Source organism: Candidatus Halobonum tyrrellensis G22 (assembly GCF_000495475.1).
In the GTDB taxonomy this organism is placed as follows: Archaea; Halobacteriota; Halobacteria; order Halobacteriales; family Haloferacaceae; genus Halobonum; species Halobonum tyrrellense.
Genome location: NZ_ASGZ01000016.1, coordinates 1 through 26,020, shown reverse-complemented (window position 1 = coordinate 26,020; position 26,020 = coordinate 1). Strand labels below are relative to the sequence as shown.

At 71.4% G+C, this 26,020-nt stretch carries 30 protein-coding genes, 1 tRNA gene and 1 pseudogene; 16 read left to right on the top strand and 16 right to left on the bottom strand.

The features are described from left to right. The first annotated feature begins 41 nt into the window (after positions 1-41). From K933_RS05295 to K933_RS05285, 3 genes are all read left to right on the top strand, one after another. Positions 42-320: a ribonuclease P protein component 4 gene (locus K933_RS05295; RefSeq protein ID WP_023393660.1), complete on the top strand. Its 279-nt coding sequence runs from the start codon at positions 42-44 to the stop codon at positions 318-320. Positions 321-456: 136 nt separating this feature from the next. Then, complete coding sequence (locus K933_RS05290) at positions 457-702, top strand: YhbY family RNA-binding protein (protein WP_023393659.1); 246 nt, start codon at positions 457-459, stop codon at positions 700-702. After that, complete coding sequence (locus tag K933_RS05285; protein WP_023393658.1) at positions 702-1,742, top strand: mechanosensitive ion channel family protein; 1,041 nt, start codon at positions 702-704, stop codon at positions 1,740-1,742. Before K933_RS05290 ends, K933_RS05285 begins: the two co-directional genes overlap by 1 nt. Positions 1,743-1,811: 69 nt before the next feature. On the opposite strand, the gene K933_RS05280 is transcribed toward K933_RS05285, so the two are convergent. Continuing rightward, positions 1,812-2,957, bottom strand: coding sequence for an acyl-CoA dehydrogenase (locus K933_RS05280; protein WP_023393657.1), 1,146 nt, complete (start codon positions 2,955-2,957; stop codon positions 1,812-1,814). A 95-nt stretch (positions 2,958-3,052) separates the two neighbouring features. Here K933_RS05280 and K933_RS05275 point away from each other — a divergent pair, with 95 nt between their 5' ends. From K933_RS05275 to K933_RS05265, 3 genes and pseudogenes are all read left to right on the top strand, one after another. Next, positions 3,053-4,129, top strand: coding sequence for a phytoene/squalene synthase family protein (locus K933_RS05275; RefSeq protein WP_023393656.1), 1,077 nt, complete (start codon positions 3,053-3,055; stop codon positions 4,127-4,129). Between the two features lie 87 nt (positions 4,130-4,216). Next, complete coding sequence (locus K933_RS05270) at positions 4,217-4,447, top strand: hypothetical protein (protein WP_023393655.1); 231 nt, start codon at positions 4,217-4,219, stop codon at positions 4,445-4,447. A gap of 89 nt (positions 4,448-4,536) precedes the next feature. Next, a pseudogene (locus tag K933_RS05265) lies at positions 4,537-4,962 on the top strand (RNA-binding protein); the annotation flags it as partial. Positions 4,963-5,145: 183 nt separating this feature from the next. Here K933_RS05265 and K933_RS05260 read toward each other — a convergent pair. Continuing rightward, entirely contained in the window at positions 5,146-5,703 is a 558-nt protein-coding gene (locus K933_RS05260) for a thioredoxin family protein (RefSeq protein WP_023393653.1), read from the bottom strand. Positions 5,704-5,893: 190 nt separating this feature from the next. Between K933_RS05260 and K933_RS05255 the strand changes: the two genes are divergently transcribed. Continuing rightward, positions 5,894-6,385: an Lrp/AsnC family transcriptional regulator gene (locus tag K933_RS05255; protein ID WP_023393652.1), complete on the top strand. Its 492-nt coding sequence runs from the start codon at positions 5,894-5,896 to the stop codon at positions 6,383-6,385. Further along, the gene (locus tag K933_RS05250; RefSeq protein WP_023393651.1) at positions 6,382-7,686 is read left to right on the top strand and encodes a pyridoxal phosphate-dependent aminotransferase; all 1,305 of its coding nucleotides are present in this window, start codon (positions 6,382-6,384) and stop codon (positions 7,684-7,686) included. Before K933_RS05255 ends, K933_RS05250 begins: the two co-directional genes overlap by 4 nt. Positions 7,687-7,741: 55 nt before the next feature. On the opposite strand, the gene K933_RS05245 is transcribed toward K933_RS05250, so the two are convergent. After that, complete coding sequence (locus K933_RS05245) at positions 7,742-8,347, bottom strand: response regulator transcription factor (RefSeq protein ID WP_023393650.1); 606 nt, start codon at positions 8,345-8,347, stop codon at positions 7,742-7,744. Positions 8,348-8,721: 374 nt separating this feature from the next. Further along, positions 8,722-10,209, bottom strand: a complete 1,488-nt coding sequence (guaB, locus tag K933_RS05240) for an IMP dehydrogenase (protein ID WP_023393649.1) — start codon at positions 10,207-10,209, stop codon at positions 8,722-8,724. A 446-nt stretch (positions 10,210-10,655) separates the two neighbouring features. Between guaB and K933_RS05235 the strand changes: the two genes are divergently transcribed. The 4 genes from K933_RS05235 to K933_RS05220 all read left to right on the top strand — a co-directional run bounded on the left by K933_RS05235 (position 10,656) and on the right by K933_RS05220 (position 13,045). Continuing rightward, positions 10,656-11,576: a DUF5794 domain-containing protein gene (locus K933_RS05235; RefSeq protein ID WP_023393648.1), complete on the top strand. Its 921-nt coding sequence runs from the start codon at positions 10,656-10,658 to the stop codon at positions 11,574-11,576. Between the two features lie 62 nt (positions 11,577-11,638). Continuing rightward, a complete protein-coding gene (locus K933_RS05230) occupies positions 11,639-11,866 on the top strand; it encodes a DUF5795 family protein (protein ID WP_023393647.1) in 228 nt (75 codons plus the stop codon). Between the two features lie 53 nt (positions 11,867-11,919). Then, a tRNA-Trp gene (locus K933_RS05225) sits at positions 11,920-12,097 on the top strand. Between the two features lie 543 nt (positions 12,098-12,640). Then, the gene (locus K933_RS05220) at positions 12,641-13,045 is read left to right on the top strand and encodes a CBS domain-containing protein (RefSeq protein ID WP_049947629.1); all 405 of its coding nucleotides are present in this window, start codon (positions 12,641-12,643) and stop codon (positions 13,043-13,045) included. Positions 13,046-13,096: 51 nt separating this feature from the next. Here K933_RS05220 and K933_RS05215 read toward each other — a convergent pair whose 3' ends face one another. Together K933_RS05215 and K933_RS05210 are read right to left on the bottom strand one after the other, a co-directional pair. Continuing rightward, complete coding sequence (locus K933_RS05215) at positions 13,097-13,849, bottom strand: GTP cyclohydrolase III (RefSeq protein WP_023393645.1); 753 nt, start codon at positions 13,847-13,849, stop codon at positions 13,097-13,099. 96 nt (positions 13,850-13,945) lie between these two features. Further along, positions 13,946-14,200, bottom strand: a complete 255-nt coding sequence (locus tag K933_RS05210; RefSeq protein WP_049947626.1) for a hypothetical protein — start codon at positions 14,198-14,200, stop codon at positions 13,946-13,948. Positions 14,201-14,350: 150 nt separating this feature from the next. On the opposite strand from K933_RS05210, the gene K933_RS05205 reads away from it, so the two are divergent. The 3 genes from K933_RS05205 to K933_RS05200 all read left to right on the top strand — a co-directional run bounded on the left by K933_RS05205 (position 14,351) and on the right by K933_RS05200 (position 15,922). Further along, on the top strand, positions 14,351-15,145 hold the full coding sequence (locus K933_RS05205; RefSeq protein WP_023393643.1) for an HAD-IIA family hydrolase: 795 nt from the start codon (positions 14,351-14,353) through the stop codon (positions 15,143-15,145). A 112-nt stretch (positions 15,146-15,257) separates the two neighbouring features. After that, the gene (locus K933_RS18270; RefSeq protein ID WP_161631404.1) at positions 15,258-15,404 is read left to right on the top strand and encodes a hypothetical protein; all 147 of its coding nucleotides are present in this window, start codon (positions 15,258-15,260) and stop codon (positions 15,402-15,404) included. Positions 15,405-15,625: 221 nt separating this feature from the next. Beyond that, complete coding sequence (locus K933_RS05200) at positions 15,626-15,922, top strand: hypothetical protein (protein WP_023393642.1); 297 nt, start codon at positions 15,626-15,628, stop codon at positions 15,920-15,922. A 135-nt stretch (positions 15,923-16,057) separates the two neighbouring features. Here the strand turns inward: K933_RS05200 and K933_RS05195 are convergent, their stop codons facing one another. From K933_RS05195 to K933_RS05180, 4 genes are all read right to left on the bottom strand, one after another. Then, a complete protein-coding gene (locus K933_RS05195; protein WP_023393641.1) occupies positions 16,058-16,456 on the bottom strand; it encodes an OsmC family protein in 399 nt (132 codons plus the stop codon). Between the two features lie 149 nt (positions 16,457-16,605). Beyond that, on the bottom strand, positions 16,606-17,328 hold the full coding sequence (locus K933_RS05190; RefSeq protein WP_023393640.1) for a metal-dependent hydrolase: 723 nt from the start codon (positions 17,326-17,328) through the stop codon (positions 16,606-16,608). 54 nt (positions 17,329-17,382) lie between these two features. Continuing rightward, positions 17,383-18,027 carry a triose-phosphate isomerase gene (gene tpiA, locus K933_RS05185; protein WP_023393639.1) on the bottom strand — a complete coding sequence of 215 codons (645 nt, stop codon included), beginning with the start codon at positions 18,025-18,027 and terminating at the stop codon, positions 17,383-17,385. A 52-nt stretch (positions 18,028-18,079) separates the two neighbouring features. Further along, positions 18,080-18,601, bottom strand: a complete 522-nt coding sequence (locus tag K933_RS05180) for a multiprotein bridging factor aMBF1 (protein WP_049947625.1) — start codon at positions 18,599-18,601, stop codon at positions 18,080-18,082. 403 nt (positions 18,602-19,004) lie between these two features. Between K933_RS05180 and K933_RS18615 the strand changes: the two genes are divergently transcribed. After that, entirely contained in the window at positions 19,005-19,145 is a 141-nt protein-coding gene (locus tag K933_RS18615; protein ID WP_200862293.1) for a DUF7503 family protein, read from the top strand. Here K933_RS18615 and K933_RS05175 read toward each other — a convergent pair. From K933_RS05175 to hflX, 6 genes are all read right to left on the bottom strand, one after another. After that, positions 19,129-21,321, bottom strand: a complete 2,193-nt coding sequence (locus K933_RS05175) for a hypothetical protein (RefSeq protein ID WP_023393636.1) — start codon at positions 21,319-21,321, stop codon at positions 19,129-19,131. The two genes, K933_RS18615 and K933_RS05175, sit on opposite strands and share 17 nt — an antisense overlap. Before the next feature lie 3 nt (positions 21,322-21,324). After that, complete coding sequence (locus K933_RS05170; protein WP_023393635.1) at positions 21,325-22,083, bottom strand: DUF7504 family protein; 759 nt, start codon at positions 22,081-22,083, stop codon at positions 21,325-21,327. A gap of 128 nt (positions 22,084-22,211) precedes the next feature. Then, on the bottom strand, positions 22,212-22,829 hold the full coding sequence (locus K933_RS05165; RefSeq protein WP_023393634.1) for a CDP-alcohol phosphatidyltransferase family protein: 618 nt from the start codon (positions 22,827-22,829) through the stop codon (positions 22,212-22,214). Next, the gene (locus K933_RS05160; RefSeq protein WP_049947627.1) at positions 22,826-23,320 is read right to left on the bottom strand and encodes an adenylate kinase family protein; all 495 of its coding nucleotides are present in this window, start codon (positions 23,318-23,320) and stop codon (positions 22,826-22,828) included. Before K933_RS05160 ends, K933_RS05165 begins: the two co-directional genes overlap by 4 nt. A gap of 77 nt (positions 23,321-23,397) precedes the next feature. Further along, positions 23,398-24,537, bottom strand: a complete 1,140-nt coding sequence (hisC, locus tag K933_RS05155; RefSeq protein ID WP_049947624.1) for a histidinol-phosphate transaminase — start codon at positions 24,535-24,537, stop codon at positions 23,398-23,400. Positions 24,538-24,597: 60 nt separating this feature from the next. Continuing rightward, a complete protein-coding gene (hflX, locus tag K933_RS05150; RefSeq protein ID WP_049947623.1) occupies positions 24,598-25,926 on the bottom strand; it encodes a GTPase HflX in 1,329 nt (442 codons plus the stop codon). Between the last annotated feature and the right edge of the window lie 94 nt (positions 25,927-26,020).

Here is a 26,020-nt window from a genome sequence, read left to right as displayed (position 1 = left end):
ACCGCTACCCCTATGTCGCGGCCGGGTCGACCCCGGAGGGAATGGCGTCCATCGCCGAAGAGCGCATCGAGCGGCTGACCGTCCTCGCGCGCGAGGCGACGAAGGCGGGCGAACCCGACCGCGCGCGCGAGTACGTCCGGCTGGCGCGCCGGGTCGCCGAGCGGCACCGCTGCGGGCTCCCCCGGACGTTCACCCGGTTCACCTGCGACCGGTGTGACGCGTTCCTCGTCCCCGGCGTCAACGCCCGGACCCGGCTCCAGGAGGGGAGCCACGTCGTCGTCCGCTGCGACTGCGGCGCGACGGAGCGCTACCCGTACTGAGCGGCGCGTCGCCGCGGCCCCGTCCGGGCGCCGCTCGCGTCGCTCAGGGTCCGCCCCACGCGGCTCCGCGGCGGCCCGAACGGCCGCGGTCCGCGTACCGTAAGCTTTCAAAGCCGCTCGCCCCTCTTCGACAGTCATGACCGACCACGACCTGCGGAAGGAGGCGCACGACCTCGACGTGACGCTCCGCGTGGGGAAGAACGGCGTCGAGTCCGTCGCCGACGAACTCGAACGACAGTTGGGCAACCGCGACCTGGTGAAGGTGAAGTTCCTCCGCTCGGCGCGCGGCGCGGGCGAGGTGGAGGAACTCGCGGCGGACCTGGCCGACCGGGTCGGCGCGGACGTCGTGGAGACGCGCGGGAACACGGCGGTGTTCCACTGATGGGCGCGGCGGGGGGAGTCGACCCGCTCGGGGGGCTCGGAGCCGTCTCCGGGGGGGTCGAGGGGACCGCGCTCCCCCCCGCACCCGCGACGCTCCTCCAACAGACCACGACCGCTCCCCCCTCGGGGGGAGACGCCACCGGGGGAGCGGCGGCGACGAGCGACGCGGTCCAGTTGATCGCGGGTCTCCTCCGGGACGTCGGGGTCCCCGACGGCGTCGCGGTTGTCCTCGCCGGTATCGTCACGTTCGTCGTCGTCCTCGGCGCCGTCTACCTCCTCGGCCGCGCGCTGTTGCTCCCGCTGCTCGACCGCCTGCTCGACTCGCGCGGGCTGGAGCCGCACGCCCGGCGGCCGATCACGAAACTGGCGAACGTCGCCGTCGTGTTCGCGGGCGTCGCCGTCGCGTTCGGGCTCGCGGGCTACGGCGACTTCCTCCAGTCGCTCGCCACCATCGCCGCGGCGGCGACGCTCGCCATCGGGCTGGCGATGCAGGACGTGCTCAAGAACTTCGTCGCGGGCGTGTTCATCTTCACCGACCGCCCGTTCCGGATCGGCGACTGGGTCGAGTGGGACGACCACGCGGGCGTCGTCGAGGACATCTCCTTTCGCGTCACGCGCGTGCGGACGTTCGACAACGAACTCCTCACGGTGCCGAACTCCCAGTTGACCGACGGCGTGATCAAGAACCCCGTCGCCAAGGAGCGCCTCCGCGTCAAGTTCCTGTTCGGCATCGGCTACGACGACGACGTCGAACGCGCGACCGACCTCATCGTCGAGGAGGCCCGGCGCCACCCGGACGTCCTCGACGACCCCGAGCCGTCGGTCCGGCTGACCGAACTCGCCGACAGCTACGTCGGACTCCAGTCGCGCATCTGGATCGCCAACCCCTCGCGGGCCGACTTCGTGGAGATCCGCGGCGACTACGTGACGAACGTGAAGGCGCGGTTCGACGACGAGGGGATCGAGATCCCGTTCCCCCAGCGCGACCTGTCGGGGTCGGTCGACCTCGGGACGCCCGAGTCGGACGCGCTCGCGGACTGAACGCCGCCGGACCCGTTCGCGTCCCCTCTCGCGGGGCGGTCGTCCCCCGTACTCGTTCCGTCCCCGTCGCTACTCGTCGAGCACCCGTCGCGCGATGGTGTTGCGCAACACCTCGCTGGTCCCCTCGTATATCTCGTTGAGTTTGGCGTCGCGGTAGAACCGCTCGACGGGGAAGTCCTTCGTGTAGCCGTAGCCGCCGTGGATCTGGAGCGCCTCGTTGGCCACCTCCCGGCTGACCTCGCTGGCGTACAGTTTCGCCTGCGCCGCCTCCTTGACGTAGTCCTCCCCCCGGATCTTCAGGTCGGCCGCCTGGTGCATCAGGAGTCGCGCCGCCTGGAGTTTCGTGTCCATGTCGGCGAGTTTGTGCTGGATCGACTGGAACTCCGCGATTGGCCGGTCGAACTGCTCCCGGTCTTGGGCGTACGCCTTGGCCTCGTCGAGTGCGGCACGGGCGATGCCGACCCCGCGGGCCGCGATGGTGATCCGGCCGCCGTTGAGCGTCTTCAACCCCTGGACGAACCCCTCGCCCTCCGCGCCGAGCAGGCGCGAGGCGGGCACGCGCATCCCGTCGAAGCGGAGTTCCGCGGTGGGACACCCCTTGTCGCCGAGTTTGTGCTCGGTCCCCTCGACGACGAACCCCTCGTCCTCGTCGGGGCGGACGACGAACGCCGAGACGCCCCCGTTGCCCGCCTCGGGGTCGGCCTTGGCGAAGACGATCACGGTGTCGGCGACCGACCCGTTGGAGGTCCACAGCTTCCCCCCGTCTATCACGTAGTCGTCGCCGTCGCGTTCGGCGGTGGTGGTCATCGCGGCCACGTCCGACCCGGCGCCCGCCTCCGAGAGCGCGAACGCGCCGATGTCGTCGCCCGCCGCGAGCGGGGTGAGGTACTCCTCCTTCTGCGTCTCGTCGCCGAACTCGTACACCATGTTCCCCGCGAGCGAGGTGTGGGCGGCCACGACGGTTCCCAGCCCCCCCGACCCGCGGGCTATCTCCGCCAGCCCGAGCGCGTAGCTGTGGTAGTCGAGCCCGGCGCCGCCGTACGCCTCGGGGAACGGCATCCCCAGCAGCCCCAACTCCGCCATCTCGGCGACCAGGTCCGACGGGAACTCGTCCGACTCGTCGATGTCGGCGGCGCGCGGGACGACTTCCTCGTCGACGAACTCGGCGACCGTGTCGCGGATCTGTTCCTGTTCGCCGGTGAGTCCGAACTCCATGGTCGACTGTGACCGTCGCCGAGGTAGGCCTTTTCGGTGGCTCTCGCCCCTCCACACCACTTTTTAACCCCGGCGCCGTAGTCCACCGCATCAGAATGCCAGACGCCGACCGTCCCGACGCGACCGCCCCGGACGCGGACCTCGCGTGGTGCCACGACTCCGTACAGGGGGTCTCCCGCACCTTCGCGCTGACCGTCGACGTGCTCGAAGAGCCGATGGCCTCGTACATCTGCGTGGGCTATCTCCTCTGTCGGGTCGCCGACACCGTCGAGGACACCGACGACATCCCTCCCGCCGAGCAGGCCCGCCTCCTCCGACTGTACGACGACGCGCTCGACCCGGACGACGACACCACCGCGGCGGAGTTCCGCGCCGCCGTCGACGACCACCTCCCCCCCGAGGGGGAGCGCTCGGACGACTGGCAGGTCGTCGCCGGCACCGAGCGGGTCGTCGCCACCTTCGAGGAGTTCCCCCCGGACGTGCGTGCGGCGGTCACCCCGCCCGTCCGCGAGATGGTCGGGGGGATGGCGGAGTTCGTCGGGCGGTACGCCGACGAGGGCGGCCTCCGAATCCGCTCGCGCCCGGAACTTGAGGAGTACTGCTACTACGTCGCCGGGACGGTGGGCAACCTCATCACCAACCTGCTCACGCGCGGCGACGTCGACGACGAGCGCGCGCGGACGCTGTACGAGACCGCCGAGGAGTTCGGCCTGCTGCTCCAACTCGTCAACATCGCCAAGGACGTCCACGACGACTACGCCGAGGAGGACAACGTCTACCTCCCCGCCGAGTGGCTCGACGAGGAGGGCGTCCCGCAGGCCGACCTCACCGCCCCCGAACACCACGAGGGGACGGCGAGCGTCGTGGGCCGGACGACCCGGCTCGCGCGGGGACTGGTCGACGACGCCCAGACGTACCTCGAACACCTCCCGCTGGTCGACGGCAACACGTTCGACGCGTGGGCCATCCCGTTCCTGCTGGCGGTCGGCACCCTGCGTGAACTGTCGGCGTCGCCCGAGCGCGCGGTCGACGGCCGCGGCGTGAAGGTCAGCCGCCAGGAGGTGTTCGCGGTGGTGACCGCGATGTCCGACCACGGCAAGGAGTCGCTGCCCGAACTCCGGTCGGCCATCGCGCGCCGCCCGTTCCACCGGACCCCCTCGACGGCGGACTGAGTCGCGGCGGCCGGTCCCGGGGGCGGACGGCGTCTGCGCCCGTCGTTTTTCAGCGCGCTTTTGTACGGCCGTGTCGAACCCGGTGCCATGAGCGACTTCGAGAAGGAGGACACCGTGGTCCTGCACGACGAGCACAGCGAGTTCGACGGCGAGACGGGGACGGTCACGCAGGTGATGGAGACGATGTTCGGCGACGCCACCTACACCGTCAGCTTCGACGAGGGCCAAGAGCAGGGCGTCCCCGCCGACCAGTTGGAGGCCGCCGACGCGGACGCGGACGCCGATTCGGACGCGGACGCAGACGCCGACGAGGAGTAGGCGCACGCTCCACCCGCGCGAGTCGTTCCCGCGCCACCGACTCGCGCGGAATCGAACGTTTTTGACCCCCACCGCCGTAGCGACTCCCCATGAGCAGCGTCCCCTTCCACTACGTCGACCTGCGGACCTTCTGTTACGCGACGGAGGACGAGAAGCGCGTCGAGCAGGCGCTCCGGACGTTCCTCCCCGACGAGTTCGAGGTAGAGCGGGTCGTCAACGAGGGGCACCACGGCGACCGCATCGTCGTGCTGTCGGCGCGCGTCGAGAACGCCGACGACGTGCGGCACGTGCTGTCGGTCATCGCCGGCCTGCCCCCACTCGACCGCGTGGTGGACGAACTCGACGAACGGGTCGACGCGAACAACTCGCTGTTCCTCAGACTCGACAAGCAGGCGGCGTTCAAAGGCGACGTCCGCCTCGGGCCGGGCATCACCCTCCGGGGGAAGGTCGAGGCGTACCCCGCGAAACACGAGGCGGCCGTCGAGAACGCCCGCGAGACGTTCGCGGAGTTGGCCGGCGCCGCCGACGCGGGTGCGGACGGCGCCGCCGACGCAGAGGTCGACGCGGACGATGCCGCCGACGCGGACGCCGACCGCGCGGAGGGCGAGGCGACCGACGGCGGCCGGTCGGCGGGCTGATCCGGTCCCGTCCGTCGTCGTCGCCGTCTCCTCGCGCCGACCCGCGGTCGCACCGCCCCGCTACTCGCGCCACTTGATCGAACAGCCGCGGCTCGGCCGGTCCTCGTGGGACACCTCCTCGCCCGCGAGCACCGCCTCCACCGCGTCGTAGACGTAGTACTCCTCGGGTTCGGAGTCGGGGTCGAGCGCGTCGTCCAACCGGCCGTGGTACGCCAGCCGGTAGGTCCCGTCGGCGTCGCCGAACAGGAACGGGTCGGGCGTACACACCGCGCCGTACGCGCGCGCCACGTCCTGGCTCTCGTCGCGGAGGTACGCGTCGTACGCTATCTCGCCCGACTCCACCCGCCGCCGCATCTCCGCGAACGAGTCGTCGGGGTACGCCTCGGCGTCGTTGGGGTTGATCCCCACCACCGCGCAGTCGTCGTACTCGTCGGCCACGTCGTTGAGCAGGTCCACCTTCGCCTCCGCGTACGGGCAGTGGTTGCAGGTGAACGCGACCAACAGTGCGCCGGCGTCGAAGTCGTCGAGCGCGTACGTCTCCCCGTCCGCGCCCGGCAACTCGAAGTCGGGGGCGGCGTCGCCGCGCGACAGTTCCGAGTCGGACTCTGCCATGACCATGCGAGCGTCTACCGCCGCACGGACCAAAACGGGTTCGGCCGGGGCGGACACCGCTCGGCGGTGGGGCGCTGGGCGGCGGGGTCGACGGACGCCGCTCGGGCCACCCGGCTTGGTCTCCCGACCGCCCGGCTCCCGGAACGGTTCGCACGCGGGCGAAACCCCTTTGACGGGGCACGCGGACTCAGCAGGCATGGACGACGAGACGCGCGCGCTGATCGACGCGCTCGTGGCCGACGCCCGCGAGTCGCCCGCCGACCTCGCCCGACAGACCGGTCTCTCCGCCGAGGAGGTCGAGGCGCGGCTGGCGGACCTCGAGGAGTCGGGCGTGCTCCGGGGGTACTCGGCGGTGGTCGACTGGGACCGCACCGACGAGACGGGCGTCGAAGCGGTGCTGGAGGTGAACGTCGAACTCGACCGCGAGACCGCCTACGACGACGTGGCACGCCGGATCGCGGAGTCGCCGCTCGTCGACACGATGCGGCTGGTGTCGGGCGACTACGACTTCGAGGTGTACGTCCGCGCCGGCTCGATGGGTGCGGTCTCGCGGTTCGTCTCCGAGGAGGTCGCCCCCCTGCCCGCGGTGACGAGCACGGTGACCCACTTCGCGATGGAGACGTACAAGGAGCGGGGCGTCCTCTTCGACGACGGCGACGACGACGACCGCCTCTCCGTGACGCCATGAGCGACGAGACCGGCAGCGAGGCGGCCGACCGGAGCGACGGGACCGCCCCGCCCGACCCCGCCGACTCTGTCGAGGGGAGCGACCAGTCCGACCCTGCCGAGGCGAGCGACCCGACCGGGGAGGGCGAGACGACGGCCGGCGACCGGTTCACGGCCGCAGACCGGGTGGCGCGCGTCCCGCCGTCGGGCATCCGCGCGTTCTTCGAGGTGGCGGAGGCGCACGACGACGTCGTCTCGCTGGGCGTGGGCGAACCCGACTTCTCCGCGCCGTGGCCCGCGCGGTCGGCGGCGGTCGCGTCGCTCGAACGCGGGCGGACCAGCTACACCGCCAACCGCGGGACCGCCGAACTCCGGCGGGCCATCGCGGGCCGGGTCGAGCGGTACGGCCACGCGTACGACCCCGACGAGGAGGTGCTCGTCACCACGGGCGCGAGCGAGGCGGTCGACCTCGCGTTTCGCGCGTTCGTCGACCCCGGCGACACGGTGGCGCTCCCGACGCCGACGTACGTCTCGTACGAACCCGGCGTCACGTTCGCGGGCGGCGACCCGCTGGCGGTGCCCACCTACCACGAGGACGACTGGGCGCTCACGCCGGAGGCGCTCGCCGAGGCGGGCGCCGACGAGGCGGAGATGCTCGTGCTCTGTTACCCGAACAACCCGACGGGTGCGACCATGAGCGCGGACGAACTCGACGCCGTCGCGGCCTTCTGCGTCGACAACGACCTGCTCGTCGTCTCCGACGAGATATACGCCGCGCTGACGTACGACGGCGACCACGAGTCGGTCGCGACCCGGCCGGGGATGCGCGAGCGGACCGTCGTGATCAACGGGTTCTCGAAGGCGTACGCGATGACCGGGCTGCGGCTGGGGTACGCGCTCGCGCCGCCGGGGGCGATAGAGGCGATGACGACCGTCCACCAGTACGGAATGTTGTCGGCGCCGACGACCGCCCAGCACGCCGCGGTGGCCGCCATCGAGCGCTGCGACGACGAGGTGGCGCGGATGCGCCGCGAGTACGACCGCCGGCGGCGCTACCTGACCGCCCGACTCCGCGAACTCGGGCTGGCGGTCGCGGAGCCGAGCGGCGCCTTCTACGCGTTCCCGCGGGTCACCGACGTCGCGCCCGACGGCGACGACGAGGCGTTCGCGACCGACCTCCTCGACGAGGTGGGCGTCGCGGCGGTCCCGGGGAGCGCGTTCGGCTCCGGCGGCGCGGGCCACCTGCGGCTGTCGTACGCGACCGGCATGGGGGAACTCAAGGAGGCGACCCGGCGGCTGGAGCGGTATCTCGACGGGCGATAGACCGGACCGGTCGGCGCGGTGACGGGGGAGAGTCGTCGGGCGGCGGGCGACGCCTTCAGAAGTCGAACTCGGGTTCGTCGTCGTCGTCCTCGCCGTCGCTCAGGTCGCGGAACGCGCCCTCGAAGTCGTCGTGTTCGTCGAGTTCGTCAACCTGTTCGTCGAGTTCCTCGCGGAGCCGGCTCAGCCGTTCGTCGAGGTCGCGGAACTCATCGCTGTCGGCGAGGGCGGCGCGGCCCTTCTCCGACTCCAGGACCGCCTTCTTCGACGCGAGCGCGTACAGTTCCTGGACGCCGCTGTCGTACTCGTTGCGACGGGCCAGGTTCTCGACGGTGTCGGCGAGCGCCTCGCGGGTGACGGGTTTGACGAGGTAGTCGTCGAACCCCATCGCCACGATGTCGAAGTCGGGTTCGACGGCGGTCACCATCGCCACCCGGCAGTCGATGCCGCGGTCGCGGACCGCGACGAGCACCTCGTCGCCCGACAGGCCGGGCATTCGACGGTCGAGGAGGACGACGTCGACGCTCTCGTCGAGCTCTTCGATCGCCTCCTCGCCGCCGTAGGCGGTCCGGACGGCGTAGTCGCCGCCGAGCCACGCGGCGTACAGGTCCGCGAGGTCGGGTTCGTCCTCGACGACGAGTACGACCGGTGGATCGTCACTCATGCTGTGACCCTACGAGTGACACGTATCTGAGGGGGGAACCCATATCAAAATGATCCTTGAGTTCCGGTCGGCGGGGCTTCCCCCGCCCGGAGCCCCCCTGTCGTCGCCGTACGGACATTCGTCTACCGTGTCTCTCTCCCCGTACTTAACCGTGCCCGTCGACTCTGGCACGAACGGTGCCGGTCGGAAGACCGGCTTCGTGGGTCGGTGACGCTCTCGCGTCGGCCCCACGGTCCGCGGTGGCCACCACAACCACCTGCGGGACCGTTCACCCCCGCGGCTCGAAAGTGCATCGGTCGTTTCCCCCGGTTCTGCGGGCCGGTCCGCCGGCGCCGCAGTCGAGCGAGCGCGGTCGGCGCACGCCCCGCCTCGCGTCACTCGGGGCTGTAGTTGGGCGCCTCGTCGGTGATGGTGACGTCGTGGGGGTGGCCCTCCGTCTGGCCCGCCTGCGAGACGCGGACGAACTCGGCGCGCTCCTTGAACCCGGGGATCGTCCCCGCGCCGACGTACCCCATACCCGAGCGCATCCCGCCGACGAGCTGGTTGAGCTCCGACGCGAGCGACCCCTTGTACGGTGTGGCGGCCTCGACGCCCTCGGGGACGAAGTCCTCGTCCTCGTCGGCGTCCTTGAGGTAGCGGTCGCCGCCGCCTTCGGACATCGCGCCGACGCTGCCCATCCCGCGGTACTGCTTGTAGCGCTTGCCGTTCATCGTGATGACGCGGCCGGGCGCCTCGTCGGTGCCCGCGAAGTACGACCCGAGCATCACGGCGTCCGCGCCCGCGGCGATCGCCTTGATCGCGTCGCCCGAGTAGCGGATGCCGCCGTCGGCGATCACCGGCACGTCGTGGTCGGCGGCCACGTCCGCCACCTCGGCGACGGCGGTGATCTGGGGCATCCCCGCGCCGCTGACGACCCGGGTGGTACAGATCGACCCCGGGCCGATCCCCACCTTCAGACCGTCGGCGAAGTCGACCGCCGCCTCGGCCGCCTCGCGGGTGCCGACGTTGCCGACGACCACGTCCGCCTCGACGCTACCCGTGATCGCGCGGGCGGAGTCGAGGACGCTCGCGTTGTGCGCGTGTGCACAGTCGATGAAGACGACGTCCACGCCGGCCTCGTCGGCGGCGACCGCACGCTCCTCCTCGAACGGGCCGACCGCGGCGCCGACCCGGAGCGCGCCGTCGTCGTCGCGGGCGGCGTTGCCGTGTTCGCGCCGCTGGAGGACGCCCTGCATCGTCACCAGCCCGACGAGGCGGTTGTCGTCGTCGACGACCGGGACGCGTTCGATCTTGTGGTCGTACATGAGTTCGAGCGCCTCCCGGGCGGTCACGTCCTCGGCGGCGGTGATCACCTCGTCGGTCATCGCCTCCCGGACCGCGTCGGACTCGCCGACCTCCAGGTACGGCCGGATGTCCGTCCCCGAGATGATCCCGAGGACGGCGTCGTCGCCGTCGACGACGGGCGCGCCCGAGACGCCCTGCCGCTCCATCATCTCGTCGACGTCGCTGACGGTCTGGTCGGGCGCGGCCGTGACGACGTTCTCCCGGCGGATCACGAGTTCGTCCGCGCGCTTGACCCGTCTGATCTCCGCGGCGGTCTCCTCGACGGTCATGTTGCGGTGGAGCACGCCCAGCCCGCCCTCGCGGGCCATCTCCGCCGCCAGGTCGCTCTCGGTGACGGTGTCCATCGCCGCCGAGAGGATCGGGATCTGAAGTTCGACGTTCCGGGAGACGCGCGTCGACACGTCCGCCTCGTCGGGTTCGACGCGGCTCTCCATCGGCCGGAGCAGCACGTCGTCGAACGTCAGCGCCTCGGGTACCTCCAACTTCCGCGAGAACACGCCGGATTCGTCGTTCGCCATGTTGTCGGTGACAGGCCGGGGCGCAAAAGCGTTGCGAGCGCCCGCCGGTTCGGCACCCGCTGGCACGCCGGCCGTGCAACGATTGCCCGAACCCGAAGCTCCCGGCGACGAACCGACGGACGATAGCGAGCACAGCCTACTATCCGTCGGGCCATTTATACGGACGTCCGTCATTTCTCGTGTCGCGTGCGGTCACGTCCCACACAACGTTTATTGTAGCTCTCCGGGTACGTTGGCGTATGGAACCCGAGTTCCCCCTCGGTTCGTGCACTGCCGGTGAAGCGAGCGCCAGCGCCGCGCTCGCGACATTTTTCCGGCAGCCCACCACACTCCGGGGAGTTCGGGACGGAGGGGTACGGCGGGCGGTCCGATTCGGCCGCGCCGCCGCGCGTTCGCCCTCCCATCGCCGTCCGGCCGCGGGTGACGCCGCGGGCTATCGCTAGCCCATGAGCACGTCACGACACCCGATCGCCCTCCGCATCGAGCGCGCCGTGGGCGGGTCGACGAAGCTCCTGGCCACGGTCATGGCCCTCCCGCTCATCGACGGTATCTTCCCCGCGCTCGTGATCGCCGGGGCGCTCACGACCCCGGCCGGCAACGCCGACCCACTCGGCATCGCCGAGACCGGCCTGCTGATCTTCGGCGGGTCGGCCACCGTGGCGGTCGTCCTCGCCGAGATGGACGGTACGCCCCGCGAGAAGGCGGTCTCGATCCTCATGCTCGGTGCGGTCCTGATCCCGCTGGCCGTGGCCGAGGCGGCGCTCGCACAGACCATCGAGAGTCTGCTCTCGCCGGTGTTCCACCGGTTTGCGGGGCTGGTCATCCTCGCCATCGCCGCCAAGACCGCCAGCGCGGAGGTGGGCGAGTACCTCCCGCGGCCGGGGGCGATCATCGCGCTCGGGCTGGTGGCGAGTTTCGACCCTGCGGGGTTCGAGTTCGACGTCTCGCTCGACCCCGGACTGCTCGCGAGCGCGGGCGCGGCGGCCGCGGTCGGCGTCGGCTTCGCGCTCGCGGTGGCGCTCGCGGGCGACCGCCTGCGCGGACACGTCGACATCGACCGCTTCCGGTTCGGGTCGGCGCTCGCGCTCGGGATGCTCGCGCTCACCGTCACCGACCTGCTGGCGACGAGTGCGCCCGTCGCGCTGGGCGTACTCTGTGTCACCGCGGTGTTCTCGTACGACCCGTCGGGCCCGGACGACCCCGCCCCCGACGCGACCGACGCGGGCGCCGACGGCGCCGCCACCGCCGCCACCGCCGACGGCGGCGCGACCGGTATCGACCCGGTCGACGGCGACGGGGCCGAGGAGGTCGGCGGCGGGAACGACGACGGCGGCGAGGCGAACGCCCCGCGCGCCCCCTGGCTGTAGGGGGCCACCGCCGCCGCCGCGCGACCGGGGGACTTTAACCGCTACCGCTCGGACGCCCGCCCATGTCGAACCGCGTCGTGGAGGGGCGGATGGTCACCCCGGAGTCGCTCGCGGAACTGATCGAAGACGAGTCGGTGATGGAGGCGGAGGACATCGAGGACACCGACCGCGACTGTCCCGACTGTGGCGGCGACGTGATATCCGTCGGGTACATGCCCTCGGTCACCGAGTTCGTCACCGGCTACAAGTGTCAAGACTGCGGCTGGAGCGACACCGACCGGGCGGAGTGAGACCGAGCGCGAAGCGAAATCCCTTTACGCGACTCCGGGCAAGCGGAAGGCACGGGGTCGTGGCCAAGCCCGGCATGGCGACTGACTCCAGAGGCTGACCGCCCGGTGACGAACTCCAGACTGATATACCGAGCGTCCGACTGATCATCGGCCGCGACGACGACCCTCTGGAGGACCGAGGCGCGAACCGGAGATATCAGTCGATCGGGGGTTCAAATCCCTCCGACCCCACTCCGACTTCTACTCGCCTGAAGTCACTACTCCGTTCGACGCGTGACTTCCTCGATACCTGGTGGTTCCTCACGCTCCACCGTCCGTCCTCCCCTGAGAGAACAGGTCGCCCACCACTGCCCAGTCGCGGACCGGGGAGCACGGGGAACGACGCAGTCACATCCGCTTATCAGTCTCGGCGTGCTATCGAGTACCGTGGCGGAACGGATCGCCCGTTCGCGGGCTCTATCCCCCATACCCCGTTCCGTCCTCCGCCACCGCCTCGGAGGGGGTCGGCACCGTTCGTGCCGGTCGCTCGCCACCGAGCGGTCGTGTGGCAACGACCCCTCCGGAGGCGCGTTCTCGTCCCGTTGTGTCCGACCTCGAAGAGCGCGAGCCGCGTCGGGTTCGACTCGTGGTGACCCGTCGCGCGGCGACGCGCCGAGGGACGACGCCGGCCACTCTCCCGTCCCGACCCCGGGTTCGGCTGTCGTCGCCGCGCGCCGCGTCGTGGGTCTCCGGCGCGTTTATCCGCCTCCCGTTTGAGCAGTACGTATGGACGATATCGACGACCTCTTCGTCGGCCGACTCATGTCATCGTCGCTGTACACCGTCGCTCCCGACACACTCGTCGAGGAGGCCGCCACCGACATGCTCGACCGGGGTATCGGTTCGGTCGTCGTCGTCGACGACGACGGCCGGCTGGAGGGGTTGCTCACGACGACCGACTTCGTCCGGATCGTCGCCGAGCGGAGGCCGAAGGACGAGACGCCCGTCTCGTCGTACATGTCCACCGACGTGGTGACCACGACCGCCCGGGAGTCGATCCGCGACGCGGCCGACTCGATGGTGGCGCACGGCTTCCACCACCTCCCGGTCGTCGACGACGACGGCGTCGTCATCGGGATCGTCACCACGACCGACCTGACCGCGTACGTCTCGCAGATCGAGGCGCCGAGTCCCGAGTAACTCGACGGCGTCCGAATCGTTTCCGGAGGACCGAGCGGTTCCGCGTCGGGGTCAGGCGAACTCGACGAGCGTCCCCTCGTACCGGCAGTCCTCGAGGGCGTGTTTCGCGCGGATCCCGGCCTCGTGGGCCGTCGGACCGCTCCCGACGCCGACCTTCAACTGCACCTCGGCCTCGTCGGCCACGTGGTCGACGGCGCCGCGGTACTCCTCCGCCGAGAGGTCGGGGCAGGTGGCGATGACGTTGTCGCCGCCGACGAAGAACGACAGCCCGCCGTGCGCCTCGCGCATGTAGCGCATCAGGCTCGCGTACCCCTGTTCGATGTTGATGAACGTGTCGAACTCGTTGAGGCGGTCGGTGTACTTCCCGGTCGCGTCGTTCACGTCGAAGTGGGCGACGTGGACGTCGTCGTCGGCCGCGTCGTCGTGGAACGACCCGGCGAACGCCTCGCTCCGGTCGGACGACTGCGCGCTGCCGGCGTTCTGGACCAGTCCGGTCGCGGTCTCTAACGCCTCCGCGGGCACCTCGTCGACGCCGACGCCGAGGCTGACCGTCACCGGGTAGCGGTTCCCCACCGACTCCTGGAGCAGTTCGTGGTCCGTGCGGTCGAGACCGTTCGTGACCGCGACCATGTTGTCGAAGCGCGTGAAGAAGACGTAGCCGCCGCGCGCCCCCACGAACTGCGCGAGGTCGGCGAACAGCCGCGACTGCATCGTCTGGAGGTCCATCTCCCGCCGCGGTTCGGGCGTCACCGTCCACGGACCGTAGTTGTCGATCTGCATCAACGTCAGCTGCGTAGCCGTCACGATACCCGAGGGTCGGACCGGCCACACATACGCGTTACCGTTCCCGGTTTCGAGACGCGGGCGGCCGAAACGGTCGCGCCGCCCGGACCGCCGCGGCTACCGGTTCGAACTCCCGGCCCGCGGCCGCCGCGAGAGCAGCAGCGCCGACTCGAACGCGAGCCAGGCGACCGCCCACACGACCGCCGTGACGGCGACCAGCGCGGTGGTCGACAGGAACGGTACCCACGCCGTCGCGGCGAGGACGACCGACCAGCCGACCACGAGCGCGGCCGCGGCGACGACCAGTCCCGCCAACCCGCAGACCGCGTGGCCCACGCGCCCGGGGGTGGGGGCGTTCGACTGTTGATGCATGGCTGATAGTACGTGGGAGAAGGTGTTAAATGTTACCATCGTTCATGAATGTGTGGGTCGGTCGGTGCTCCCCACGCGCCGACCGCCCTCGGGCGCGCGTTCGCCGGAGTCGCCGGGTGATTCAACACCCGCCCGCGCGAACGGGCGCCCGTGTTACGCGGCGCCGTACTCGACGTCGACGGGACCGTGATGCGGGGCGGGGAGCCGATCCCGGGCGCGCCGGAGGCCGTCGCGCGCCTCCGGGAGGCGGGTCTCGCCGTCTGCTTCTGTACGAACAACCCGACGCGGGCGCCGGCGGGCTACGCCGAACACCTGACGGCCGCCGGCGTCGACGCCGACACCGCGGAGGTGATCACCTCCGGAACCGCGACGGCGTCGTACCTCCGGGAGCACCACCCGACCGACGACCTATTCGTCGTGGGCGAGGCGGGACTGCTCGACCAGTTGGACGAGGCGGGACTGTCGGTCGTCGCTGACGGCGACGACGCCGACGCGGTCGTCGTCTCCATCGACCGGACGTTCGACTACGACGACCTGTGTGCGGCGATGTGGGCGCTGGGACCCGACACGCCGTTCGTCGGCACCGACCCGGACCTGACCATCCCGACCGAGGAGCGCGCCGTCCCCGGGTCGGGCGCCATCGTCAACGCCGTCGCGGGCGTCGCGGAGCGCGACCCCGACGCCGTCCTCGGCAAGCCCTCGGCGGAGACGCGCGACCTGGTGTCGGAGCGACTGGACGCGCCCGCCGCGGACTGTCTCGTCGTCGGCGACCGCCTCGACACCGACCTCGCGCTCGGCGCGTCCGCCGGGATGACGACCGTGCTCGTGCTCACCGGGGTCACCTCCCGGGCGGACCTGGAGGCGAGCGACGCCGACCCCGACTACGTGCTGGAGTCGGTGGCCGACATCGACCGGGTGCTCGCGGCCGAGACGGGGTCCGACTGACGCGCGGCCGTACGACCGTTCCTCCGGGCGACCCGCGCCGACTCGACGCCCCGGTCACCGGCCGGGCGGTGTCTGACAAACGTTTATTACCGACACCGTGTTACATCCTCCCATGGAAGAGAGCGACACGCCGTACGTCTTCCGCGACGAACAGCCCGACGGGAACGCCGTCGACGCCGACCCGGACCCCGAGGGGGGCGACGTGGTGATCATCGACGGCCGCGCGATGACGTACCGCCGCTACCGCGGCGCGGAGTGAGCGGCGAGCCGCCGACTCGTCCGTTCGCGTTCGTCCACTCGTTCGTGCCCGTCGGGCTCCCGCGCTACGCCCGCCGGCGCCGCTCGCAGCCCCGGCGGGGGCGCGCCGGTATCAGCGCCTGTAACTGCGGGGGAGGCTATTTATCGGGTCGATACCAGCGACCGATAGATGTCGTACACACGGTCGCCGGGGAGCGCGGCGGGGTCGAGGGGGGGAGGGCGGTGAACGAGCGGATCGTCCGGGACGTTCTGAACGACGACCGGGACGACGCGGGGGGACCGACGGCGTACGAGCGGAGCCTCCGCCTCTGCGTCTTCGGTGCGCTGGCGTTCCTCGCGGCGTTCGTCGGGTCGGCCGTCGCGGGGTTCGTCGTCCCCGTCTACTACGGGGGGACCGGGTTCGAGGCCGGCCACGCCGCCGGGTCGATCACGACGGGCGTCGCGGCGGCGCTGCTGTGGCAGTACTGGTCGCGGGTCGAGGCGGTCCTCCCCGGCGGCGAGGACGCGGAGTCGGAGTAGACTGCTCGCCGCGGTCGGCGCGCTGTCCGAGCGGACGCGGCGAGACCGACGGAAGCGTTCGAAAACTGGAGAACGGACGCGCGGTCGGCGGCGCGTCGGGTCCGAGGCACGCTCGGAGGACGGGCGGTGCCCGGCTCAGAACGCGTCGCCGTGGGCGGTGACGTCGGCGTGGAGCGACTCCTTGAGCGCGTCGTGGACGTGACAGATGCCGTTCGCGCGGTCGACGATCTCGTCGAGGGTGTCGTCGTCGACGTCCTCCTCGACGTGGATGTCGAACCGGATCGCCGTCAGGTCGTCGTCGTCGTTCATGTCGGCGTCGGCGTCGATCTGGACCTTGCCGAGGTCGTCGTGGTCGCGCTGTTGGGCGCCGACGCGGAACGCGGGCAGATAGCAGGCGGCGTAGTCCGCGACGAGGACCTGCTGGGGGGTCGGTCCCTCCTCGTTCGTCGCGTCGATCGTGAGTTCGAAGTCGCCGGCCTGGCTGGTGCTCGCGTAGCCTTCCTCGCTGACGGTGGACGTCTCGATGTCGCTCATAATGCAGTCGATCCGTGTGCCGCTCGCGGCGTAAACCTTGTTGCCTCGGCATCCGCGGTGCCGAACGACGGGCGGACGGCGAGGGGGGACTGGCCGCCTCCGAGCGCGGCGGGTCGCGGCGGGCGACCGGGCCGCGTCGGGTCTCCCGACTACTCCAGCGTGAACGACTCGTCGCCGCCGAGGACGTGCACCTCGGCGTCGCTGCCGGTCGCTTCGACCTCCCGGACGAACTCGTCGGTGTCGATCTCGATCGGCGGGAACGTGTCGTAGTGCATCGGGAACGCGTGGTCGACGTCGAGCCAGTCGACCGCGATGGCCGCCTGCCACGGACCCATGGTGAAGTGGTCGCCCGCGGGCACCGCCGCGGCGTCGGGTTCGAGGTACGGTCCGATCACGTCGCGCATCTCCGACATCAGGCCGGTGTCGCCCGCGTGGTAGAACGCGGTCGACTCCTCGTCGGACACCTGCGTGGGCTTCGTGTCGGCGATGACGAACCCCGTCGGCATCCCGAGGTCGTACTCGTAGTCGGTGTTGGCGCCGTTGGTGTGGTCGGCGCGGTGCATCGTCACGTAGGCGTCGCCGCACTCGACGGTGCCGCCGATGTTCATTCCCATGCCGCCGATAGCGTCGCCCAGCCCCATCTCCGCGTCCACGTAGGCCGCCACCTCGGGCGTCGACACCACGGTGGCGTCGAACTCGCCGGCGTCGCCGATGTGGTCGGCGTGCCCGTGGGTCAACAGGAGGTAGTCGGGGTCGTCGACGTCGTCGGGCGAGAGATCCGTCTTGGGGTTGTCGAAGAACGGGTCGATCAGCAGGTCGGTGTCGCCGACCGAGACGCTCCACGTCGAGTGACCGTGCCACGTGAGTTCCATGGGCATAGCGGACGCCCGTTCGGCCGACGGCCACATAAACTCGTCCGCCGGGGGTCAGATCTCGGAGACGAGGTCCCGCAGCACCGACTCGGGCTCGTCGGCCTTCGCCACGCCGCTCGCGAGGAGGACGCCCGTCGCGCCGAGGTCGGCGGCGGCCGCCACGTCCGCGCCGGTCGAGACGCCCGCTCCACAGAACACCTCGACCGAGTCGTCGACGTCGGCCACCGCCTCGACCGACTCCTCGACGACCGCGGGGTCGGCCGACGCCACCGACTCGTCGCCGCCGATGAGTTCGGGCGGTTCGACCGCGACGGCGTCGGGACCGAGCGCCGCCGCCGCGGCGGCCTGCGCCGGGTTGTTCGCACAGAGGACGGTGTCGAGACCCGCGCGGTCGGCGGCCCCGAGACCGTCGTCGGCGTTCGCGAGCGTGATGCGCCGCTCGGAGTGGTTCAACAGCGTCCCGACCGCGCCCGCGTCGGCGGCCGCCTCCGCGAGCGTGCTCCCGGTGTGACTGCCGTGTTCGACCGGCGAGACGTGCTGGGCCCACGTCTCGACGCCCGCGTCGGCGACGGCGGACAGCCGGGCTGCCTGCGGCGCGACGGCGATGCGCTCGCCGGACGCGTCGGCCACCTCCGCGGCCGCCTCCGCGATGGCGACCGGGTCGCAGTCGTACGCCTTCAGGTTGACGAGAACGAACATACGGGAAGAGCGCGCTTCGGAGCCAAAGGCGTAGCGGTTGCGCCGCGGGGACTCAGTTGTCGTTGCGCTTCACGACGTCGCCGAGCGTCATCGACCCCGACGACTCGGAGGACCACTCGGAGTCCTCGACGTCTTGGCCCTCGACCAGCGAGATGCCCAACGCCTTCTCGAGTTTCTTCTGGACTCGGTCGCTCGGCAGGTGGTCGCCGCGTTCGAGCTTTCGGATGACGCTCGCCTTCTCGTTGAGTCGGTCGGCGAGTTCCTCTTGAGTCAGCCCAGCGGACTCGCGCGCGTCGCGGATCCGCTCGTCGAAGTCCGACGCCACCGTGTCCATCTCGTCGAACATGTCGCGTCGCTGTCCGCCGCCCGACGACGACGAGGTGGACGAAGACGACGAGGAGGACGACGACGAAGACGAGGTGGAGTACTTCGTCGAGGTGGACGACTCCGCCGACTCCGTCCGCACCTCGGTACCGAAGTCCGTGCAGTCGTCACACAGCTCCAACTCCGCACCTTCGACCTTCGTCGTGGTGAGCGAGGGCTTCTCCGCGCCGCACATCTCACACTGAGGCATACGCACGCTTCGCCGCTCCGAGTGATAAACCCCGCGCCCGCCGCCTACCGGCCGTCCGTCTGCCGCCTCCGGCCGGTGCTCTCGTCGACGAGAACCGTTCAGCTTCGAAGCGGCCTCGGTACGGGTTCGGTCGAACGAGGTTTCTCACCGGTGCTCTGGCTCTTCTGTCGGGGATATACTCGCCCCATCCACTGACCGTTTCTGTCGTGTGAGCACCCGCAAATCGTTACTTCACTGATCGGCGACTCTCGTCGACCGTCCCCGCCAGTCGGGAGCGGCAGGACCGAATTAACTAGACCGTGCCCGCTCTTAGGACGCCTCTAATCGATGAGAATTCTTTTTACGTTCAGCATATCAGAACCTTTCAGATAGGTTTACTGTGAAACAAACTCTGGGTGGTAGTGTGACGTCCGAGACAACCGATGCGACGACGAACTGGCTCGCGAACCACCCGAAGATGATGGGCGTGCTGTTTACGGCGATGCTACTGCTGTCGAACGCGGGGAATGCGATGGCGGCTGCGAGTACTACTGCGGGTCCCTAAGGGATACTAACTCGTCTACAGACACTTCGTCCGCCCAGTAGAGTCGATCACGGATGAGTATCGGAATGCGGGTTCCGAAAAGCCTATCGAGCGTATCGATGTCCAATTCTAGCTCCGCCGGCTCTCCCGAAGAGACGTACTGACACCCCGTGTTCGCGTAGTGTGGATTGGTCATCGACCCGATGTCGAACGAGAGCGTCGGATAGTACCGTGGAGCCACTCTCGCGGTTTCCTCGTCGATGTCGACGAACCGAACCACCATCGCGGCACCCGTCGGGTTTTGACACAACTGCGCGCGCGGGTCGCCGACGATGGTGTACGCGCTCCCGGCGAACGGGCCGCGGCGGACCACGTCGAGGGCGGCGTCCAGCGGGAACCCGGCGTCGAACAGCCGCGCCAGGTCGCGTCCCACGCGGGTCGCGAGCGTGTTCGGCAGCTCCATCAGCGAGACCACGCCGCCGAGCGCCCCCGCCTCGACGAGCGCCATCCCCTGCTTGTACGACGAACACGCGTTGAGCAGGAACGCGTCCACGCCCGTCCCGTCGAGTTCGCGGAGGTCGAGAAAGCCGTCGGAACACTCCATGCCGCGCCCGTCGACGTGGCCGATGTAGTGGAAGAAGTCGTGGTCGGCGCGGAGCAGGTCCCGGAGCTCGGCGACGGTCAGGTCGTGTTCGTTCTGTACGTCGAACGCGACGTGGTCGCGGAACCCGTAGCCGTCGTCCATCTCCTCGCGCATCCGCTCGTCGTTGCAGACGACGGTGACGTCGATGGTGAGGTCGGCCGACGGCGACCGGTCGAACCGACGACGGTACGCCTCGACGGTGGGCTTCGCCGCGCTGGTGGGGAACCCCGGCCCGACCCACGCCCGCGAGACGCTGTCGGCCGCGCGCGGCGAGACCGTCTCGTCGCTCTCCTCGATCGCGTTCTGGGTCGGGCCGCGCGTGAACGTGCCGGCGGCGGTCGCCGACCGCGGTCGCACGTCCGCACCCCGCGTCGCCGTCGGGCGACACCCGCGGAGGAAGTCGTCGAGTTCGGTCGAGCGCTCGCCACCGGAGACGGTCGGCGTCGGCGGCGGCGATCGAACGGCCGAGAGGTCGGCCGCGAGGAACGGCAGGATCGAGGCGTTCGTCGCCACGGGCTTGACGTCGGTCGTCTGCGGCCAGTCGATGTACTCGAGCGTCGCGGCCGTCGGCACCTCCAGGTAGCGGGCCGTCCGCTCGTCGAGAGCCGCGCGGTACCACGCCTCCCACGGCGGGTCCAGCCGGTCGGTCAGCGCCTCGTGGACGTCGAGGTTCACGTCGTACAGCCCGGCCGAACACGCCCGCGTCGCGCAGTCGAGTGTGAAACAGTGTCTGAGGAGCCGACCCAGTTCGGCCGCCAACTCCTCGGGAGACGCCGGCAGGTCGTACCGGACGTTGGCGGCGGCGAGGTACGGCGCCCCGCTCTCGACGATGCCCGCCCCGAGGTAGTACGCGAGCGGTGCCGCCGAAAACAACGGGCCGTACTCGAACGGCAACCCGAGTTCGACCCCGGTGTCGACCCGACTCACCAGCGGCGGCACGTCGAACCGGTCGCCGACCTCCAGCAGCGGCGGGTGTCCGCGGAGGGTGGGGAACGACCGCTCGGGGGAGGTGGTCACGAGCGCCGACCCGAACAGCGAGATCGCGGTGGCGAGGTCGGCGGGGTCGTCGGTGGTCGTGATGGTGCCCACGGGCGTCTCGTGGCGCGAGCGCGCGCCGACGACGACCTCCGCCGGGCCGCCGTCGAACCGGACGTGTGGGTAGCGGTCGTCGTAGCCGACCAGCGCGGGTCCCTCGACGGCGAAGTACGTCTTCATCGGCGCAGTCGAGAGTTCGATCACGTGCGGTCCCGGCGGGACCCGCGCCGACCCGTCGGTCGTCGCCGCGTCGACCACCGCGTTGTCCGGGGTCCGGACGTACATGTCGGCGGTGCACAGCGGCGCCACCGACTCGGCGTGGAACCGCCAGCACGCGTCGACGGGCGCGGGGAACCGGTCGGTCGCGTCGATCCGGTTCGGCCCGCCGCCGTCGCCGCCGATACGCAGCGGCATCCGCACGTCCTCGATGTGGTCGGCGATGTCGTAGCGACCGCGCCCCGTCGGCGCGGCCGTGAGCGTCAGCGCGTCACCGACTCGTCCTTCGAGTTGTTCGCTCATCGCTCACCGCAGCGGGTGCCAGTCGGTCGTCCCCCATCCGAGGATGTGCCACCGCTCCTCCGGGACGGCCGCGCGCTCGGCGAACCGGAGTTGGACGATGACGTCGAGGTGTTCGCCGAGCCGCGTCGCGACCGAATCGACGACGGGGTCCGCCCGCGGCGCGGACGTCTCCGCCGCCGGTCGGGGGAGGTGGAAGTGCGCCATCCCGCCCCGGTCGCGCGTCGCCGCCGCGGCGTCGCACAACAGGTCGCCCGCCCGGTCCTCGCCGAGCGCCGCGCGGAGGCCGTCGACGCGGTACAGGCCGACCCGGAGGTACATGCTGTCGGTCGGCTCCCCGTCGTCGGCGCGGATGGCGCCGAGGAACCGGTCGGAGAACGTCTCGGGGTCGGTCACGGGCTGTCTGCCGTCGTCGACGGGCGGGTCGGCCGGGTCCGGTTCGACCGCGGCGGGGTCGCGGACGGCGTCGCCGAGCCGCACCACGTCGGCGTCGTCGCCGTCCGAGTCGACCCCGTCCGGGAGCCAGTCGTCCGCCCGGAGCGAGTCGTGCGTTAGCCCGAGCACGCGCCGGCGGTCGTTCGACGACTCCCCGAAGTAACGCGCCGCGGCGACCCGGTACGCCTCCGTCGAAACGTCGCCCGTCACCAGCAGCCCGCACCCGCCCGCGAGTCTGTCGAGCGCCGCCTGCAGCGTCGGCTCGTTCCCGCGCGTTCGGAGGGGGGCCGCGGACCGGTCGTCGTCGCGCGTGCCCGTCGGTCCACTCATGGATTCGTTCTCTACGCGGGAGAACAAAAGGGTTCGCCCCGAGAAATCGCCCGCGAGAACGCCCCGGGTCGACCGAACGCGGCGGTCCTCCCGGCGGGCCGCCCGCACCGCCGTCGCCGGGGAGACGCTCACCGGAGGTCCGACCACGCACCCCGGAACCGCTGGAGGGCGGTGACGTGGCCGACCACCGCGAACAGGACGAGCAGCAGCGCCACGACGCCGTAGCCCGCGACCAGCGCGCCCGGGACGGCCGCCGCGACGACGCCGACGACGCCGACGAGCACCAGCCTGTCCGCCCGGCCGAGCAGCCCGCCGTACTCGCGGCCGACGCCGACGGCCTGTATCTGCGTCCCCATGTACGAGGTCATGAGCACGCCCGTGACCGCGGCGAGTCCCAGCCCGTAGCTGTCGATACCCGCCGCCAGCCCCACCAACAGCGCGATGTCGGCGTACCGGTCGAGGACGTGGTCGAGCATGTCGCCGCCCGACGACGCGACGCCCTGTTCGCGCGCGAGCGCGCCGTCGACCAGGTCGAGCCAGCCGTTTGCGAACACCAGCGCCGCCCCGAGCACGTACAGCCACGGCGCCGCGGCCGGCGAGTCGAGACCGAACGCGACGCCCGCCGCCACCGCACAGCCGAACGCGACGACGCTCACCCCGTCGGGCGAGAGACCGACGGCGTCCGCCAGCCGGACGAACGGGCCGAGCCCCCGGTTCGCGAGGGGGCGGAACCTATCGAGCGTCATACGTACTCGATGAACTCGACGCCGCCCGCGGAGGGGTCGCGCTCGCCCGCCGCGACCGCGTCCAGTTCGGCGGCCGTCTCGGCCGGCGTCCGGTCGGTCGTCTCTATCTCGTACACCCGGTCGGCGCCGTGCCGCTCGACCGCCTCGCCCAGTATCACGTCGAGCGCCTCGCTCTCGCGGTTCTCCCGCGCGGTCGCCGCGGGTTCCCCCCGGTCGAGCAGCCGCTCTTCTAACACGTCGGGGCGACACCGCAACACCGCCACCCGGTCGGCGTCGAGGTGGTGGGCGAGGTGCGACTCGACCACCCCCTCGCGGTCGCCGAGGCGTTCGCGGACCGCCTCCAGGTCGACCACCAGCGAGCCGTCGCGGTCGGCGTCGCGTTCGGTCCAGAGGTCGTGCTCGCGGACGTACTCGTTGAGGTGGAGCACCTCCCGGTCGCCCCCGAGCGCCGCCGTCGCGCTCGTCTTCCCCGTCCCGGGCGTCCCCGTCACCGCGAGCCGCCGCGCCGCCGCGCCGGCTCCGGGGGCGTCGTCGGTCCCGGCGGTCCCACCGGTCCCGTCGGGGTCGCTCACGCGCCGCCCCCCGACCCCGGCTCCGTCCCCATCCCGGTCGCGCTCGCGTCCGTCACCGCCTCCCGTTCGGCGAGTACGTCGTTGAGCACCTCGACCGCCCGCCGCGTCTCGCTCTCGGTGCCACACGAGACCCGGACACAGCCCGGCAGGCCGAACGACGTGGTGTCGCGGACGATGACCCCGCGCTGTTGGGCGCGTTCGGCCACCGCCGTGCCGTCGCCGACGTCCGCGAGCACGAAGTTGGCCGCCGTGTCGAACGTCGGCGCGTCGAGTTCCGCCGCGAGGAACGCCCGCGCCCACCGCGCCGACTCCACCGACCGCTCGACGTGGTCGTCGTCGTCGAGGGCGGCGCTCGCGGCCGCCAGCGCCGCGACGTTCGCCGCGAACGGCGTGTTGACCCGGGCGTACGCGTCGGCCCACGACTCGGGGACGACCGCGTACCCGATCCGCAGTCCCGCCAGCCCGTACGCCTTCGAGAACGTCCGCGTGACCGCGAGGTCGTCGCGCGCGTCGAGCAGTTCCACCGCCGAGGGTTCGTCGCTGTACTCGCCGTACGCCTCGTCGACGACGACCAGCGTCCGGTCGTCGACGCCGTCGAGTAGGGCCCGGAGTTCCTCGCGTTCGAGCACCGACCCGGTCGGGTTGTGCGGCGTGGTGACGTAGACGATACGCTCGCCGTCGTACGCGTCGAGGACCCCCTCGGCGGTCTGGGCGAAGCCGTCGGCCTTCGACAGCGGGTACTCCGCGACGCTCCCGTGGTGGTAGCGGGCGCTCATCCCGTAGTAGGCGAAGCCGGGCGAGGGGACCAGCACCCGGTCGCCGGGGTCGAGCGTCGCCCGCGAGAGGTAGTCGAGCGCGCCGTCGGCGCCCGGCCCGACCCACACCTGTTCGGGGTCGACGTCCCACTCGTCGGCGAGTCGCTCGGTCAGGTCGGCGTGGGCCGCCGTCGGGTAGACGTGCGCGTCGGCGACGGCCCGGGAGGCGGCGTCGACGGCCGCCGGGGAGGGTCCGTGCGGGTTCTCGTTCGAGGAGAGTTTGACCAACTCCTCGGGCTCCATCCCAAGGTCGCGCGCCACCTCTTCCGCCCCGCGCCCGGGGACGTACGGGGCGTTCGCGGAGAGGTCTCGGGGTCGCATGCTCGACACCAGTGGGTCGCGCTTCTTAAGGGTGCCCACACGCCCACATCGGTGGGCGGGTCACGGCTCCAGGTCGGCCGCCCGGCGCTCCGCCTCCCTCACGACCGACGGCTTCCCCGCGAACGTCACCTCGACCCGGTCGCCCGCGTAGTCGGTCGTCACGCTCCCGCGCTCGTGGAGCCACGAGAGCAGCGCCTGCGTCTCGCCCGAGTTCGCGAGCACGAACTCGGCGCGCGCGCCGGGGAGCGCGTCCACCAGCGCCGCGGCGAGTTCCCCGACGCCGTCGCCGTCGCGCGCGCTCACCGCCACCGGTTCGACCGCCCCGGGGACGGCCTCGCGGAGGTGGGCGCGCCGCCGGTCGAGCGTCGCCTCGTCAACCCGGTCGACCTTGTTCAACACCGGCACGACCGCTCCCTCGGCGTCGGCGGTCAGCACGTCCGCCGTCACCGCCACGCGCCGGCGGAACCGCTCGGAGTCGGCGGCGGCGTCCACCACCGCGAGCACGGCGTCGCTCGACCGGATCTCCGACAGCGTCGACGAGAACGACCGCACCAACTCGTGGGGCAGGTCGTCGACCAGCCCGACGGTGTCGGTACACAGCACCCGCCTGCCGCCGACGGTCGCCCGGCGGGTGGTGGTTTCGAGCGTCTCGAACAGGCGGTCGCGCACCGACGCCTCGTCGTCGACGTCGCCGGAACCGGCGCCGTCGGTGTCCGTCTCGCCGCTCCCGTCCGCCTCGACCGAGAGGTCGTCCGCGAGCCTGCGCAACAGCGTCGACTTGCCGGCGTTGGTGTAGCCCGCTATCGCCACGAGGTCGAACCCCTCCGCGCGGCGGGTCTCCCTGCGCTCGGCGGCGGCGTCGGTCAGGTCGGACAGCCGCGACTCCAGCCGGCCGATCCGCCGCTCGGCGTCGAGGACCGGCGACCCCTTCTCGGTCGCCTCGTTCAACAGCGACTCCTCGGTCGCGCGCCGGAGCCGAGGGAGGTCGTACCTCAGCCGGGCGAGTTCCACCTGCGTCGTCGCCGCCTCGTCGCCCGCGCCCGCCGCGAAGACGTCGAGCACCAGCCGGTAGCGGTCGACGAGCTCCGTCCCGTCGGGGAGCAGCGAGCGCAGGTCCGCGTACTGCCCGGGGTCGAGCGCGCCGTCGAAGACGACGGCCCCCGCGTCCGCCTCGGCCACCCGCTCGGCCAGCGTCTCCGCCTTCCCCCGCCCGAGGTCGTACGTCGAGTCCTCCGCGCGCCGCTGGGTCACCTCGCCGACTACCGCGTAGCCCGCCGTCTCGGCCAGCCCGCGGATCTCGGTCGTGTCGGGTCGTTCGTCCGCCGAGCGCGCCGCGACCACGGCCCGCCCGCTGTTCGGCTCGTCGCTGTGTCCGTCTCCTGATTGCATCTGTCGTACCGCCGCCGCGTCGCCGCGCCGCGGGAGCGGGCCCGCGGTGCGACGACGCGCGGCTGGGCGTCTCCCGGTCGGTCGCCGTGGCCGC